Raw genomic sequence first — 14,496 nt, 5'->3', positions numbered from 1 at the left:
CAGCCGGTTTGTATTGCGATGTGGGCGCGCGACTACTTTGGGAACGGGGACCAATGATCGGACTTGAACACTACCTTACGGTCGCGGCGACGCTGTTCGTCATCGGCATCTTCGGTCTCTTCCTGAACCGCAAGAACGTCATCATCCTGCTGATGAGTATCGAATTGATGCTGCTGGCGGTGAATATCAACCTCGTGGCGTTTTCCAGCTTTCTCGGCGATCTGGTCGGGCAGGTGTTCACGCTGTTCGTGCTGACCGTTGCGGCGGCTGAGGCGGCGATTGGTCTGGCCATTCTGGTCTGCTTCTTCCGCAACCGTGGCACCATCGCGGTTGAAGACGTCAATATGATGAAGGGCTAAGAGAACTATGGAAACCACCATCCTCTTTGCCCCTTTGGTGGGCGCGCTGCTCTGCGGGTTCGGCTGGAAGTTCATCGGCGAGAAAGCTGCCATGTGGACCGCAACGGGCCTGCTGTTTCTCGCCTGTCTGCTGTCATGGATTGTCTTCCTAACCTTCGACGGCCAGACGCAACAGATCGAGATTTTGCGCTGGATCGAGAGCGGCTCGCTGTCGACCAGTTGGGCCATCCGTCTGGACCGGCTGACCGCGATCATGCTGATTGTGGTGACGACCGTCTCGGCGCTCGTACACCTTTATTCCTTCGGCTACATGGATCACGACCCGCAATGGCGTGAGGGCGAGAGCTATAAGCCGCGCTTCTTTGCCTATCTGTCCTTCTTTACCTTTGCCATGCTGATGCTGGTGACAGCCGACAACCTGGTACAGATGTTCTTTGGATGGGAGGGCGTGGGCGTCGCATCCTACCTGTTGATCGGGTTCTATTACCGTAAATCCAGCGCCAATGCGGCGGCCATGAAGGCGTTTATCGTCAACCGGGTGGGGGATTTCGGCTTTGCGCTGGGGATCTTCGCGATCTTCTTCCTGACCGACAGTATCAATTTCTCGGACGTTTTCGCCTCGGCCCCGACACTGGCCGAAACGCAACTGACCTTCCTCTGGGGTGAGTGGACCGCTATCGAAGTGATCTGCGTGCTGCTGTTCATCGGCGCGATGGGCAAGTCAGCGCAGTTGATCCTGCACACCTGGTTGCCAGATGCGATGGAAGGCCCGACCCCTGTGTCGGCCCTGATCCACGCCGCGACAATGGTGACAGCGGGCGTGTTCTTGGTCTGCCGCATGTCGCCGCTGATGGAGTTCGCACCGGGTGCAACGGCGTTCATCACCTTCCTTGGGGCCTCGACTGCTTTCTTTGCGGCGACCGTGGGGCTGGTGCAAACGGACATCAAACGCGTCATCGCCTATTCGACCTGTTCGCAACTGGGTTACATGTTCGTAGCGGCTGGTGTCGGCATGTACTCGGCGGCGATGTTCCACCTGCTGACCCACGCGTTCTTCAAGGCGCTGCTGTTCCTCGGGGCAGGTTCGGTGATCCATGCGATGCATCACGAGCAGGAAATGACCGAATATGGCGGATTGCGGAAGAAGATCCCCTATACCTTCTGGGCGATGATGATCGGAACGCTGGCCATCACTGGTGTTGGTATCCCGCTTACAACCTTTGGGTTCGCCGGGTTCTTGTCGAAAGACGCCATCATCGAGAGCGCCTTTGCTGGTGGCACAGGATACGCCTTCTGGATGCTGGTCATCGCGGCGGTGTTCACTTCGTTCTACAGCTGGCGGCTGATCTTCCTGACCTTCTACGGCGAACCGCGCGGGGACAAACATACGCATGATCATGCGCATGAAAGCCCGATGGTGATGCTGGTGCCTCTGGGCGTTCTATCGCTGGGCGCGGTTTTTGCCGGGATGCTCTGGTACAATAATTTCTTCGGCCATACCGACAAGGTGGGCAAGTTCTACGGCATTCCGGTGGCTGAGGCCTCAGAGCATGGTGGTGCGCATGGCGATGCCCATGCAGGCGAGGGTCACGCCGACGATGCACATGCTGATGACTCACATGGCGACGATGCGGGTCATGGCGAGAAAGACGATCATGGCGAGCATCATTATGTGTTTGCGGGTGAGCTGGGCGAGGGCGCGCTGTATATCGCACCCGACAACACGGTGCTGGACGACGCTCATGCCGTCCCGAAATGGGTCAAGGTCTCGCCCTTCGTAGCGATGTTGTTGGGTTTCATCGTGGCCTATTGGTTCTACATCGTGAACACCACGTTGCCCGCGCGTTTGGCCGCCAACCAGCGTCCGCTCTACCTCTTCCTGCTGAACAAATGGTACTTTGACGAAATCTACGACGCGATCTTCGTCAAACCCACCATCGCCATCGGCCGCTTCCTGTGGAAACGCGGTGACGGCAACACAATCGATGGCTTCCTGAACGGAGTAGCAATGGGCATCGTTCCCTTCTTCACCCGCCTCGCAGGCAAGGCGCAGACCGGGTACATCTTTACCTATGCCTTCTGGATGGTGCTGGGCATCGCGGCCCTTGTGACCTGGATGTCGATCGGCGGAGGGGCGCAGTAATGGACAATATCCTTTCCATCGTCACCTTCATCCCGGCGATTGCAGCAGGCATTCTGGCGTTGTTTCTGCATGGCGATGATGCGGCGGCACAGCGGAATGCCAAGTGGATCGCCCTGCTGGCGACCACGGTAACCTTCCTCGTATCCATCGGCATCTACACGGGTTTCGACCCCTCGAATACCGGCTTCCAGATGGTGGAAGAGGGTGAGTGGCTGATGGGCTTGAAATACAAGATGGGCGTGGATGGCATCAGCGTTCTGTTCGTGCTGTTGACCACCTTCATCATGCCGCTCACTATTCTGGCCAGTTGGAACGTCACCGACCGCGTCAAGGAATACATGGTGGCCTTCCTGTTGCTGGAAACGCTGATGCTGGGCGTGTTCATGGCCCTGGACCTGGTGCTGTTCTACCTGTTCTTCGAGGCCGGTTTGATCCCAATGTTCCTGATCATCGGCATCTGGGGCGGAGCGAACCGCATCTACGCCAGCTTCAAGTTCTTTCTTTATACCTTCCTCGGCTCGGTGCTGATGCTAGTGGCGATGGTCGCGATGTATGCCGATGCGGGCACTACGGATATCGAGGCGCTGATGACTCATCAGTTCTCGTCTGAAGGGTTCAGCGTGCTGGGCATCTATATCGTCGGCGGTATGCAGACGTTGATGTTCCTGGCTTTCTTCGCCTCGTTCGCTGTGAAGATGCCGATGTGGCCGGTGCACACATGGTTGCCGGATGCGCACGTACAGGCCCCGACTGCAGGCTCGGTCGTGCTGGCGGCGATCCTGTTGAAGATGGGAGGCTATGGCTTTTTGCGGTTCAGCCTGCCGATGTTCCCCGTGGGGTCTGCGGTGATGACCGATCTGGTGCTCTGGATGTCGGCGATTGCGGTTGTCTACACCTCGCTGGTCGCGCTGGTGCAGGAAGATATGAAGAAGCTGATCGCGTATTCCTCGGTTGCGCATATGGGCTTTGTGACCATGGGGATTTTCGCGGCGAACCAGCAGGGCATTGATGGTGCGATCTTCCAGATGCTCAGCCACGGGTTCATCTCGGCCGCTCTCTTCCTGTGTGTCGGCGTGATCTATGACCGGATGCACACCCGCGATATCGAGGCTTACGGGGGGCTGGTGATCCGTATGCCTGCCTACGCGCTGGTCTTCATGCTGTTCACCATGGCCAATGTGGGCCTGCCGGGCACCTCCGGGTTTATCGGCGAGTTCCTGACGCTGATGGGGGCCTTTCAGGTCAATACATGGGTGACGGCTGTTGCCGCCACCGGTGTGATCTTCTCGGCTGGCTATGCGCTGTGGCTGTATCGTCGCGTTGTGTTTGGCGACCTGATCAAGGAAAGCCTGAAGGCGATGACCGACATGAGCGCGCGCGAGCGGCTGATCTTTGCACCGCTGATCATCATGACCATCCTGCTGGGCGTCTACCCATCGCTGGTGACTGATGTGATCGGGCAATCCACCGCCGCGCTGATTTCGAACTATGACACGGCTCTGGCCGCGGCAGAGGCCGCGACCCAGTCGGCCGCCTCGCACTAAGGGAGCTTTGGAGACATGATCCAGGCTGATCTGACAACAATCCTGCCAGAGATCGTTCTGGCCGTGTATGCGATGGTGGCTCTGATCGGGGCCGTCTACACCACCAAAGACGGGTTGGCCCCGGTGCTGGTCTGGACAACGGCGGGCCTGATGGCTCTGTTGTCCTTCTGGATCGCCACCAATGGTGACGGCACGAATGTCGCCTTCAACGGCATGTTCATCGACGATGGCTTCTCACGCTTTGCCAAGGTTGCCATCCTTCTGTCCGCCGCCGCCGTTCTGGTCATGAGTCAGGACTATATGGCGCGCCGCGATCTGTTGCGGTTCGAATACCCGTTGCTGGTCGCATTGGCGGCTGTTGGCATGATGATGATGGTCAGCGCGGGCGATCTGATGTCGCTCTATATGGGGTTGGAGCTGCAGTCTCTGGCGCTCTACGTCGTAGCTGCACTGCGCCGCGACAGTGCAAAATCAACAGAGGCGGGTTTGAAATACTTCGTCCTGGGCGCGCTCAGTTCAGGACTGCTGCTCTACGGGGCGTCGCTGGTATATGGTTTCACCGGAACCACCCTGTTCTCGGGCATCATCGGAACCGTGCAGGCCGGAGAGGTCTCAATCGGTTTGCTGTTCGGTCTGATCTTCCTGATCTCGGGGCTGGCCTTCAAAGTCTCTGCTGTGCCGTTCCATATGTGGACCCCAGATGTGTACGAGGGCTCTCCGACCCCGATCACCGCATTCTTCGCGACCGCACCCAAAGTGGCCGCCATGGCGCTGTTTGCGCGGCTGTTGCATGACGCCTTTGGTGGCATTGTGAAGGATTGGCAGCAGGTGATCGTGTTGCTGTCGGTTCTGTCGATGCTATTGGGTGCAGTCGCGGCCATAGGTCAACGCGACATCAAACGACTGATGGCGTTTTCGTCGATTGCCCATATGGGTTACGCACTGATCGGACTGGCTGCCGGGACCGAGCTTGGTATCAAAGCCATGCTGATGTATCTGGCCATCTATGTGACGATGAATATCGGTACCTTTGCTTTCATCCTGATGATGGAACGCGATGGTAAGCCTATCACGGATATCGACGCCCTGCGCCAGTATTCCAAGCGCGATCCGGGCAAGGCGCTGGCGGTTCTGATCCTGATGTTCAGCCTTGCGGGCGTGCCGCCGATGCTGGGTTTCTTCGCCAAGTTCGGCGTTTGGCAAGCGGGTGTCAGCGCGGGGCTGACCGGTCTGGTCATCGTCTCGGCCATCGCCTCGGTCATCGGGGCGTTCTATTATCTGCGGATCGTGTTCTACATGTATTTCGGTGCGGAAAACGAAGAACCGATCGAGACGCGTTCGACGCCTGTTTTATGGGTGGCGCTGATGGGCTCGGCCGCGTTGATGCTGGTGGGCGTATTCTACCAGTTCGGGGTTGAGGGTGCAGCGGCTGCCGCTGCGGCGACGCTTGTCAACTGATCCCTTCCGAACGATCGGGCCTTTCCTGTCGTGAGCAATTGGCCAGACGGATATGGCCTGCACGTTATGCAGGAGGTCGACAGTACCCTGAATGAGGCTGCCCGTTTGGCACCGCGGGCGCAAGGGCCTGTTTGGATCATGGCACATCACCAGACAGCCGCGCGCGGCAGGCGGGGCCGGGCTTGGACGCACCCGAAAGGCAATCTGGCGGCAACACTGCTGATGCGCCCTAGTGGGGAACCCGAGCAGGCCGCGCTGCGGAGCTTTGTGGCGGCGCTCGCGCTTTTTGATGCCTGTGTTGCGGTGACAGGTCGTGCAGAAGGGCTGGCGTTGAAATGGCCCAATGACGTGTTGCTGAACGGTGGCAAACTGGCCGGTATCCTGCTGGAAAGTACGGGGCAGGGGCGCAATGTCGGGCATCTATCGATCGGGATCGGCGTGAACCTGATGGACGCTCCGGGTGCGGATATGGTCGAGCCCGGCGCGGTGCGCCCTGTCTCGCTCTTGTCAGAGACCGGGGCACAGGTATCGCCCGAGGATTTCCTGACCGAACTCGCCGCCGCATTTGCGCGGTTCGAGGCGCAATTTATGTCCTATGGGTTCGAGCCGATCCGCACCGCATGGCTGGCGCGCGCGGCCCGCTTGGGTGAGGTCATCACGGCCCGTACTGCGACGTCCGAAACCGTGGGCACCTTTGAAACGGTAGACGCGGGGGGCAACCTTGTCCTAAACACCGCCAAAGGCCGCGTCAGCATTCCTGCGGCGGATGTGTTTTTCTGAAGGGGGCTCAGATGCTTCTGGCCATCGACTGCGGTAATACGAACACTGTGTTCTCGATTTGGGACGGCGAGAAGTTCCTGTGCACGCTGCGCACATCGACCCATCATTCGCGCACCGCTGACGCCTATTTCACCTGGTATTCGACGCTGGTGAAACACTACGGCATCGAGGCCGAGATCAGTGACGTCATCATTGCCTCGACCGTGCCGCGTGTCGTCTTCAACTTGCGTATCTTTGCGGATCGGTTCTTTGGCTGTCGTCCTTTGGTCGTGGGTAAGCCCGATTGCTTATTGCCGGTGCCACCGCGAGTTGACGAAGGCACTGTCCCCGGGCCGGACCGTTTGGCCAATGCCGTTGGTGCGTTTGACCGCCATGGCGGCAATGTGGTTGTCGTGGATTTCGGCACCGCAACCAATTTCGATGTTGTGGCCGCAGATGGCGCCTATGTCGGTGGCATCATTGCACCGGGTGTGAACCTCAGCCTTGAGGCCCTGCACCAGGGCGCCGCGGCTCTACCACATATCGACATCACACGCCCGGACAAGGTGATTGGTACGAATACGGTTGGCTGTATCCAATCGGGCGTGTATTGGGGATATTCCGGTCTGATCGAAGGGCTGATTGCCCGCATCAAGACCGAATACGGAATGCCGATGAAAGTCGTTGGAACCGGAGGGCTTGCACCCTTGTTCGATCAGGCCGACGTGGGGTTCGACGCAATCGAAGATGATCTGACGATGCACGGCCTGACCGTGATCCATCGCTATAACAAGGAAAATGGCTCAACATGAGCAGCGAAAGACTGATCTACCTGCCGCTGGGCGGGGCCGGTGAAATCGGCATGAACGCCTATGTGTACGGCTATGGCAAGCCGGGCAAGGAACGTCTGATCCTCGTCGATCTGGGCGTAACGTTTCCGGATATGGACACCACGCCTGGGGTAGATCTGATCCACGCCGATATCTCGTGGCTGCATGAACGCGCCGACCGGCTTGAGGCCGTGTTCGTGACCCACGCGCATGAGGATCACGTGGGGGCGGTTGCGCATTGCTATGAGGCGCTGGGGGCACCGATCTATGCGCGCGCCTTCACCGCCAACATTGCCCGCCGCAAGATGGAAGAGCATGGCCATCCCGAAGATGCCGTACATACGGCTTCGGCCTGGCCCGAGCAGGTCTCGGTTGGTCCTTTCGCTGTTGGGTTCCTGCCGGTCTCGCACTCGATCCCCGAAAGTGCGGCGCTGGTGATCGATACGCCAGCAGGTCGGATCGTGCATTCGGGCGATTTCAAGCTGGATGCGAACCCGGTGGTGGGTGAGGCATTTGACCCGGACCTGTGGGCCGAGGTTGCTAAATCCGGCGTAAAGGCGCTGGTTTGTGACAGCACCAATGTGTTTTCGACCCACCCGGGACGTTCAGAATCCGAAGTCGGGCCTGAGATCACCAAGCTGGTCGAAAGCGCCGAAAGCATGGTCGTCGCAACCACTTTCGCGTCGAACGTGGCGCGGGTGAAGACACTGGCCGAGGCCGGGCAACGGGCTGGCCGGTCGGTTGTTTTGCTGGGCCGCGCCATGCGTCGGATGATTGAAGCGGCGACAGAAACCGGCATCCTATCGGACTTCCCCAAGGTGATCAGCGCTGAAGAGGCGGTGGACCTACCGCGACAGAACCTCATGTTGATCGTGACCGGCAGCCAGGGCGAGCGCCGCGCTGCCAGTGCGCAGCTGGCACGCGGCAAATATCGTGGGATCGAGTTGAAAGAGGGTGATTTATTCCTGTTTTCATCCAAGACCATCCCCGGCAATGAGCGTGGCGTGATTTTCATCATGAACCAGCTCAGCGAAAAGGGCGTCGATGTGGTGGATGACAGCTCGGGGCTTTATCACGTCTCGGGCCATGCAAACCGGCCTGATCTTGAGAAAGTGCATGCGTTGGTTGATCCACAATTCGTGGTTCCGATGCATGGGGAACACCGCCATCTGCGTGAACATGCCAAGCTGGCAGAAGCCGGCGGACGGACGGGTGTCTTGGCGGTGAATGGTACCATGCTTGACCTGACTGGCAACGCGCCCAAAGTAGTCGACTATATCGAAACCGGACGCACTTATCTGGACGGTACCGTTAAGATCGGCGCGTTGGATGGGATCGTGCGCGACCGAATCCGAATGGCATTAAATGGCCATGTGACAGTGACCGTTATTCTGGATGAAGAGGATGAACCGCTGGGTGAGCCCTGGTGCGACACGATGGGTCTGACTGAGATTGGAACATCACGTGCGGCGCTGGTCGAGGTGCTGGAAGAAGACTTGAATCAGTTCCTGATGCGGGCCGAGGCCAAGACGTTGCGAGACGATGACAAGCTCGAAGAGGCGATGCGCCGGATCGTGCGTCAGACGGCAAAAACCGAGATCGGTAAGAAGCCCGAAGTGACGGTTGTGATCAGCCGAATGAAGTAAGCCAGGCCTCAGTCGACATCCGGCATTGGAACGCCCCTAAGGCGGAAAAACAGGCTCGCCTCGTCATTGTTGCTGTAGAATGGTACTGAGGCGGGCGGGCTAGGGTCCGCGACACGGGTTTCGATTTCGGCCAGCACGACCTCGGTGATGAAGGGCAGGTCCAGATCGCGGGCGCGGTTCAGTTTGACCCATTGCAGATGCGAAAGCTCATCCGAGGCGCGGCTGAAATCATCCAGATCTCCTTGAATCTGATCTGCATCCACCAGAAAGAACCGCGCATCGAACCTGCGGGGCCGACCCGGTGGGGTGACCGCGCGAAACACAAATTGCAATGCATTGGCCGATGGCAGGAAACCTGATCTAGCAAAGCCGCACCAGTCTGCGGGTACGTCTCCTTGCCAGTTGCCGGGCTGACCCAAAATCAGCCCGGTTTCCTCCCATAGCTCGCGGATCGCTGCGGCGGCCAGCGCCGATTGCAAACCGGGGTCGGAATGCTCGGCCAGGCGATCATGGCAGAGGGCAGGCAAGGCATTTGCAAGCGTGATGTCGGCGTCTGCCGGATCAACCGCACCGCCGGGAAACACGAACTTGTTCGGCATGAACACCGCATTCTTGCCGCGCTGCCCCATCAGTATCGACGGATCAGACAGCCTATCGCGCAACACGATGACCGTTGCGGCGTCTCGTATCGCGGTCTTATCGATGCTCATGCGTGGTTGGTTCTGGCGGTGGGCGTCATCAGGCCTTTTCAAACCCGTTCATACGACGTGCCCATTGATAGGCCACGACGGCGCCTTTCAGCCGGGGCAGCAGGTACAAAGACAAGGCCACACAAGCGATCGAGAGGCTGATCGCCATGGTCCAGGGATCCGGTCGCCAATGCACATACGAGACATGCAGAACAGGTGCCAGCAGGTGCCCGACCAGAAGGATCGTCAGATAGGCTGGGCCGTCATCGGCGCGGTGATGAAACAGCTCCTGCCCGCAATTCGCGCAGTGGTCGTTCACCTTCAGATAGCTGTGCAGTAGCTTACCTTCACCGCATTTGGGGCATTTGCAGCGAAATCCCTTGACCAGCGCGGGCCAAGTCTCGCGCTCATCTGCGGTTTCAGTCGATTTGTCGATTGTCTGGTCCATAGCAATACTCATGCGTTCGCCTTTCGCAGATATTGCGCCTGAATGGTGCGAGTTAAAAGGGGGGTGCGTCGCTTTGCGCCGATCTGATTTTTTGGGCCCGCGCAAAAAATATGCGATCCAGGCGACGGAAATACCTGTGCGGTGCGTTTGAATAGGTATGAGCAGCGGTGATGAGGCCGCTTCAAAAAGGGGAAAGACCTATGAAGAACTCAAGATTTATTTCGGGGATTGTTCTCGCGGCAGTCGCCATCACAGGCACATCCGCGCTGGCGGCTGGCTCCAAAGACCGTGAGCCGGCGTCGTTTCAGGAGCTGGATGCAAACGGGGACGGCCAGATTACAAAGGATGAAATGACGGCCCATCGCAACGCGCGATTTGCAACCGCTGATACGGATGGCGATGGTCAGCTGAGCATCGATGAAATGCAGGCCGCTGCGCAGCAAAAAGCCAGCGACCGTGTTACCAAGATGTTCGAGAAGCATGACGCAAACGGAGATGGTTTTCTGAGCGATGATGAGTTGCCGAAACCGCGCCGGGCTGACAAGATGTTTGATCGGATCGATGCCGATGACAGCGGCGGCATCTCGGAACAGGAATTTGCTGATGCAAAAGACAGAATGGGCCGACACAAAAAGCGCCAGAAGGCGGACGGCGACGATAGCTGATGCGGGATGGAGGATCTGACCTCCCACGCACAGACCGGTTGCGGCGGCACCTCCGCCGCAACCGAACTTGGCGACGATGCGTTGCTAAGGCGCTTTGCCGATGGCGATGCGGGCGCGGCACGGATTCTAACCGACCGTCTGGGCCCGCGCTGCTATTCGGTGGCATTGCGCGTGTTGGGAAACCGGGCTGAGGCCGAGGATGTCACGCAGGAGGCGATGATGCGTCTGTGGCAGATGGCGCCCGATTGGGTGCCGGGGCAGGCCAAGGTTTCAACATGGCTCTATCGGGTGACGCTGAACCTATGTACCGATCTTCGGCGCAAGAAACGGCCCGAGCCGTTGTCAGATGTGCCCGAGCCCGAGGATGACAGCGCCGGTGTCGTCGAGCAAATGCAGGACGTCGCGCGAAAGGACGCGCTGCAAGCGGCTCTAGACATGCTGCCGGATCGGCAGCGGCAAGCGGTTGTGCTGCGCCATATCGAGGAATTGTCCAACCCCGAGATTGCCGGGATCATGGAGATTTCGGTAGAAGCGGTTGAAAGTCTGACCGCGCGGGGAAAACGCAGTCTGGCCGCACTTCTGGCCGAACGACGGGATGAACTGGGGTACAAGAATGGCTGATATGGATATGGAATTGGATCACCTGTTCGCCGAGGCCCGACAGCGCCGGGATGCGTTGCCGGATGATCTGGTCGTACGGATACAGACGGACGCCGAAGCGGTTCGGCTGGAACGTCTTTCGAAATCATCGAGGCCGACGCAAGGCTTCTGGTCTCGCGTCACGGGTCAGCTTGGAGGCTGGCAGGGTTTGGGCGGTTTGGTCGCTGCAAGTGCAGCCGGGGTCTGGATCGGATTCTCAGCGCCTGCATTTCTGCCTGATACGGTCAGCTTTGTTGGGGGGCAGGATGCGGCCTATCTGGTTTCGGATCTGGGATTTGACACAAGTTTTCTGGAGGCTGCGGAATGAGCGCGGAAACCAAACCGAAGCGGCGTTGGATGCCGATTGTTCTGGTCATCTCGCTGGCTTTGAATCTGTTGGTCATCGGAATGGCCGCAGGGGCTGCTTGGCGCCTGAAAGGAAGCGATCACGCCAAGGCGCCGCCTGGCTTCGGGCCTGCCTTGTATCGCGCGTTGCCGAAAGGCGAGCGCAATGCCATGTGGCGGGAATTGTCTGCGCTGCACAGAAAGGGGGCCAAGGAGCGGGCCGAGGATTTCGCCGCCATGTCGCAAGCGTTGCGGGCTGTTCCGTTTGACCCGGCTGCGGTTGAGGTTCTACTGCAGCAGCAGACCCGCTCGATGGTCGAAATTCAGGACGAGCTGAAAACTCGCTGGCTGGCACGCGTAACCGCGATGTCAGATGCCGAGCGACAGAAATACGCCGATCGCCTGCAAGAGGTGGTCGCACGTGGCCACAACGGAAAAAAGGATAGGGACTGAGATTAGGCTGCGCTTTGCCTGATCCGGACCTGATTGCGCCCGGCTTTCTTTGCAGCATAAAGCGCTTTGTCCGCAGATTTCAGTAACCCGTTTACAGGTTCGCATTGTTCCTTTGCCAACAGGTCCGAAGGCAAGGCGTACTTTAGGCCAATGCTGATCGTAACAGAGACTGGGGTTTTATGATCAGACAAGTGAAAGGGTTGATCGCAGATGCTGTCGCATACCGCTTCGGCAAGCTTCAGCGCGCGGGCGCGCGACATGTTTGATGCGCCGATCATGAATTCCTCACCGCCGATACGGGCGACAAAGCCTGCGTCTCCCAGCACGTGTTGCATACGTTCGGCAGCTTGTTTCAGCACCAGATCGCCGCTGGCATGCCCAAAACGGTCATTGATTGCTTTGAAATGGTCAAGATCGGCCAGCATCACGACAAACCCGCGTCCGGATTTGGAAGACTGACGCGCTATTTGTGCCATCGCGTGCATTCCATAGCGACGGTTGTGCAAGCCGGTCAGAGGATCGATCCATGAATCCGCGATGCCGCGTTTCAATGAAGCGCGCATCTTGTCGATACGGGTTTTACGCGCCAGTTGATTGGCCAGCCGCAACTGGATCTCTTGCGCGCAGTAACCCCCGAGGCAAACTGAATCTGCTCCCCGATCCAAGGCCTCGGATGCCATGGCAGCGTTCTTGTCGGTCAGAACCCCGATCAGAACCGTATGACGCGTTGCACCGCGTGACCTGAGATCAGCCAGGATGTTCAACCCCGATGGGCTGGAATCCAGTTCGATGATAATCGCGTCAGACGGGTGGCCGGACAAAAGCGTCTGCAAACTTGATTGCGTGTGCCAGGCAACGGAATGCGGTGACTTATCTGCAAGGTCTTTACACCAAGAAGCGCCGGTCCGAGGCGACAGGGACAGGATGTCAACCCGCGCTGGTTTGAACGGTGTGAGGAAGGCGCTCGTTTCTTCTGCAAATCCAATGCTTTGCGTCCCGTGATTGACACGTAGATCCTGCGTATCCGCGCGCGCGCGCAACAGGCTTCGAACGCGGGCCAGCAGCAACGTATCCTTGAAAGGATGGGTCATAACGTCATCAAGACCGTCCTCTAGCGCGCGCAGGCGGGCGGCTTTGTCATTCTGCGGGGCAAGGGCAATCACCGGTACATCGCCCAGGTCGGGTTCGCTCAGGATCAGTTTCTTCACATCTGCCGCCGTCCCATCTGGCAGGGATTGCGCAGTCAGCACCAGATCAGGCCGTGTCCGCCGCAAGAGTGCCCCAAGACCCTTAAGCCGTTCCCCTTGTACCACATGGTACCAGGCCGCCGTCAGCTGAACCTTCAGCATGATGCGGTTGGTTGATACCCCGTCGAGGACAAGGATAGTTCCCTGCACGGACATTGTTGCTCACCCATTGATTGCATGCGTCAACAAAGTGTTTATGAGTCTGGTTAACAAACCCTTTCCAAGATCGTTTTCAGGGCCTGTTCATGTCACTTTCCGCCGATTCCGCCGAAACTCTAGCCCTAACCGCCTTGGGGTGGCTGGTCGGAAATGAGGAGCTTTTGCCGGTCTTTTTAGGCTCAACCGGCGCTGTATCCGAGGATTTGCGCGCCAGTGCGGGCGATCCGGCCTTTCTGACATCAGTGCTGGATTTTCTGCTCATGGATGATTCGTGGATCGTTGCGTTTTGTGACGCGCATTCCATTCCCTATGACCGTCCAGCCCAGGCGCGCGCCGCACTTTCGGGTGGCGAAATCCACTGGACTTGATCCCATCTCTGCAGGAGCATCTGATGCCAATTGACGCTATTGTCTTCGACAAAGACGGTACTCTGTTCGATTTCGCTAACACTTGGGGCGCGTTTGGACGATCCCTTGTGATGCGCCTGACCAACAATGATGAAACGCGGGCGGCTGCGCTGGGGGATGTGATCGGCTACGACCTTGCACAGGATCGATATGTTGAAGACAGCATCGTGATCGCCTCAACCGTCGAAGAGATTGCGGAATTCATGCTGCCACATGTCGAAGGCTTCACGCTGACCGGGCTCATCGACGTCATGAATGCCGAAGCCGTCGCTGCCACGCAATCCCCAGCCGTGCCGCTCAAACCATTTCTCGAAGGCCTTCGAAAATCTGGGCTCAAACTCGGGGTGGCCACAAATGACAGCGAACACCCAGCTATGCAGCATCTGGCGTCAGTCGGAATTCAGGATCATTTTGACTTTATCGCAGGCTATGACAGCGGCCATGGCTACAAACCGGGGCCAGGTCAGTTGTTGGCCTTTGCCGCGCATGTCGGGATCGATCCGTCGCGCATCGCTATGGTGGGGGACAGCCTGCATGACTTACAGGCCGGGCGCGCCGCTGGCATGATCACGATTGGTGTGCTGACCGGGGTTGCCAAAACCGATGCGTTGGCCCCGATGGCGGATGTCGTCTTGCCGGATATCGGGCATATCCCGGCCTGGTTGGAAAGAAACTGACAACACCGATTAGAAATTCGGCACATCG

At 58.5% G+C, this 14,496-nt stretch carries 16 protein-coding genes; 13 read left to right on the top strand and 3 right to left on the bottom strand.

Features of this window, described 5'->3' with window-relative positions; genetic code table 11:
- Nucleotides 1–53: 53 nt before the first annotated feature.
- From nuoK to ACR0EL_RS05780, 7 genes are read left to right on the top strand one after another with little or no spacing between them, the layout of a single operon-like run.
- A complete protein-coding gene (nuoK, locus tag ACR0EL_RS05810; RefSeq protein WP_005984024.1) occupies nucleotides 54–359 on the top strand; it encodes an NADH-quinone oxidoreductase subunit NuoK in 306 nt (101 codons plus the stop codon).
- A 7-nt stretch (nucleotides 360–366) separates the two neighbouring features.
- Nucleotides 367–2,502, top strand: a complete 2,136-nt coding sequence (nuoL, locus tag ACR0EL_RS05805) for an NADH-quinone oxidoreductase subunit L (protein ID WP_480498843.1) — start codon at nucleotides 367–369, stop codon at nucleotides 2,500–2,502.
- Nucleotides 2,502–4,046 carry an NADH-quinone oxidoreductase subunit M gene (locus tag ACR0EL_RS05800; protein ID WP_480498842.1) on the top strand — a complete coding sequence of 515 codons (1,545 nt, stop codon included), beginning with the start codon at nucleotides 2,502–2,504 and terminating at the stop codon, nucleotides 4,044–4,046. Before nuoL ends, ACR0EL_RS05800 begins: the two co-directional genes overlap by 1 nt.
- A gap of 15 nt (nucleotides 4,047–4,061) precedes the next feature.
- Entirely contained in the window at nucleotides 4,062–5,504 is a 1,443-nt protein-coding gene (nuoN, locus tag ACR0EL_RS05795; protein WP_480498841.1) for an NADH-quinone oxidoreductase subunit NuoN, read from the top strand.
- Between the two features lie 30 nt (nucleotides 5,505–5,534).
- Entirely contained in the window at nucleotides 5,535–6,284 is a 750-nt protein-coding gene (locus ACR0EL_RS05790; protein WP_480498840.1) for a biotin--[acetyl-CoA-carboxylase] ligase, read from the top strand.
- A gap of 11 nt (nucleotides 6,285–6,295) precedes the next feature.
- Entirely contained in the window at nucleotides 6,296–7,075 is a 780-nt protein-coding gene (locus ACR0EL_RS05785; RefSeq protein ID WP_480498839.1) for a type III pantothenate kinase, read from the top strand.
- Nucleotides 7,072–8,739, top strand: a complete 1,668-nt coding sequence (locus ACR0EL_RS05780; RefSeq protein ID WP_480498838.1) for a ribonuclease J — start codon at nucleotides 7,072–7,074, stop codon at nucleotides 8,737–8,739. The genes ACR0EL_RS05785 and ACR0EL_RS05780 overlap by 4 nt, the downstream gene beginning before the upstream one ends.
- Before the next feature lie 8 nt (nucleotides 8,740–8,747).
- Here ACR0EL_RS05780 and ACR0EL_RS05775 read toward each other — a convergent pair whose 3' ends face one another.
- Nucleotides 8,748–9,449, bottom strand: coding sequence for an NUDIX hydrolase (locus ACR0EL_RS05775; protein ID WP_480498837.1), 702 nt, complete (start codon nucleotides 9,447–9,449; stop codon nucleotides 8,748–8,750).
- 28 nt (nucleotides 9,450–9,477) lie between these two features.
- Nucleotides 9,478–9,876: a DUF983 domain-containing protein gene (locus tag ACR0EL_RS05770; RefSeq protein ID WP_480498836.1), complete on the bottom strand. Its 399-nt coding sequence runs from the start codon at nucleotides 9,874–9,876 to the stop codon at nucleotides 9,478–9,480.
- A gap of 200 nt (nucleotides 9,877–10,076) precedes the next feature.
- On the opposite strand from ACR0EL_RS05770, the gene ACR0EL_RS05765 reads away from it, so the two are divergent.
- The 4 genes from ACR0EL_RS05765 to ACR0EL_RS05750 are packed head-to-tail and all read left to right on the top strand — an operon-like array spanning nucleotide 10,077 to nucleotide 11,978.
- The gene (locus tag ACR0EL_RS05765; RefSeq protein WP_480498835.1) at nucleotides 10,077–10,541 is read left to right on the top strand and encodes an EF-hand domain-containing protein; all 465 of its coding nucleotides are present in this window, start codon (nucleotides 10,077–10,079) and stop codon (nucleotides 10,539–10,541) included.
- Nucleotides 10,542–10,547: 6 nt separating this feature from the next.
- On the top strand, nucleotides 10,548–11,162 hold the full coding sequence (locus ACR0EL_RS05760; protein ID WP_480498834.1) for an RNA polymerase sigma factor: 615 nt from the start codon (nucleotides 10,548–10,550) through the stop codon (nucleotides 11,160–11,162).
- Nucleotides 11,155–11,508 (top strand): hypothetical protein, encoded by a 354-nt coding sequence (locus tag ACR0EL_RS05755; protein ID WP_480498833.1) that lies wholly within the window; start codon nucleotides 11,155–11,157, stop codon nucleotides 11,506–11,508. The genes ACR0EL_RS05760 and ACR0EL_RS05755 overlap by 8 nt, the downstream gene beginning before the upstream one ends.
- Nucleotides 11,505–11,978 carry a periplasmic heavy metal sensor gene (locus tag ACR0EL_RS05750; protein ID WP_480498832.1) on the top strand — a complete coding sequence of 158 codons (474 nt, stop codon included), beginning with the start codon at nucleotides 11,505–11,507 and terminating at the stop codon, nucleotides 11,976–11,978. Before ACR0EL_RS05755 ends, ACR0EL_RS05750 begins: the two co-directional genes overlap by 4 nt.
- Before the next feature lie 2 nt (nucleotides 11,979–11,980).
- On the opposite strand, the gene ACR0EL_RS05745 is transcribed toward ACR0EL_RS05750, so the two are convergent.
- Nucleotides 11,981–13,381: a diguanylate cyclase gene (locus tag ACR0EL_RS05745; RefSeq protein ID WP_480498831.1), complete on the bottom strand. Its 1,401-nt coding sequence runs from the start codon at nucleotides 13,379–13,381 to the stop codon at nucleotides 11,981–11,983.
- 89 nt (nucleotides 13,382–13,470) lie between these two features.
- Between ACR0EL_RS05745 and ACR0EL_RS05740 the strand changes: the two genes are divergently transcribed.
- Nucleotides 13,471–13,752: a DUF3572 domain-containing protein gene (locus ACR0EL_RS05740; RefSeq protein WP_480498830.1), complete on the top strand. Its 282-nt coding sequence runs from the start codon at nucleotides 13,471–13,473 to the stop codon at nucleotides 13,750–13,752.
- A 23-nt stretch (nucleotides 13,753–13,775) separates the two neighbouring features.
- Nucleotides 13,776–14,468, top strand: coding sequence for an HAD family hydrolase (locus ACR0EL_RS05735; RefSeq protein WP_480498829.1), 693 nt, complete (start codon nucleotides 13,776–13,778; stop codon nucleotides 14,466–14,468).
- Nucleotides 14,469–14,496 lie beyond the last annotated feature (28 nt).

The organism is Ruegeria sp. AH12 (assembly GCF_056541465.1).
This window is presented reverse-complemented; position numbering and strand designations above follow the sequence as displayed.

Bases quoted from the DNA above. Each gene is read 5' to 3' on its own strand.
- nuoK (WP_005984024.1), top strand. From the start codon at position 54: ATGATCGGACTTGAACACTACCTTACGGTCGCGGCGACGCTGTTCGTC.
- nuoL (WP_480498843.1), top strand. From the start codon at position 367: ATGGAAACCACCATCCTCTTTGCCCCTTTGGTGGGCGCGCTGCTCTGC.
- ACR0EL_RS05800 (WP_480498842.1), top strand. From the start codon at position 2,502: ATGGACAATATCCTTTCCATCGTCACCTTCATCCCGGCGATTGCAGCA.
- nuoN (WP_480498841.1), top strand. From the start codon at position 4,062: ATGATCCAGGCTGATCTGACAACAATCCTGCCAGAGATCGTTCTGGCC.
- ACR0EL_RS05785 (WP_480498839.1), top strand. From the start codon at position 6,296: ATGCTTCTGGCCATCGACTGCGGTAATACGAACACTGTGTTCTCGATT.
- ACR0EL_RS05780 (WP_480498838.1), top strand. From the start codon at position 7,072: ATGAGCAGCGAAAGACTGATCTACCTGCCGCTGGGCGGGGCCGGTGAA.
- ACR0EL_RS05775 (WP_480498837.1), bottom strand. From the start codon at position 9,449: ATGAGCATCGATAAGACCGCGATACGAGACGCCGCAACGGTCATCGTG.
- ACR0EL_RS05770 (WP_480498836.1), bottom strand. From the start codon at position 9,876: ATGGACCAGACAATCGACAAATCGACTGAAACCGCAGATGAGCGCGAG.
- ACR0EL_RS05765 (WP_480498835.1), top strand. From the start codon at position 10,077: ATGAAGAACTCAAGATTTATTTCGGGGATTGTTCTCGCGGCAGTCGCC.
- ACR0EL_RS05760 (WP_480498834.1), top strand. From the start codon at position 10,548: ATGGAGGATCTGACCTCCCACGCACAGACCGGTTGCGGCGGCACCTCC.
- ACR0EL_RS05755 (WP_480498833.1), top strand. From the start codon at position 11,155: ATGGCTGATATGGATATGGAATTGGATCACCTGTTCGCCGAGGCCCGA.
- ACR0EL_RS05750 (WP_480498832.1), top strand. From the start codon at position 11,505: ATGAGCGCGGAAACCAAACCGAAGCGGCGTTGGATGCCGATTGTTCTG.
- ACR0EL_RS05745 (WP_480498831.1), bottom strand. From the start codon at position 13,381: ATGTCCGTGCAGGGAACTATCCTTGTCCTCGACGGGGTATCAACCAAC.
- ACR0EL_RS05740 (WP_480498830.1), top strand. From the start codon at position 13,471: ATGTCACTTTCCGCCGATTCCGCCGAAACTCTAGCCCTAACCGCCTTG.
- ACR0EL_RS05735 (WP_480498829.1), top strand. From the start codon at position 13,776: ATGCCAATTGACGCTATTGTCTTCGACAAAGACGGTACTCTGTTCGAT.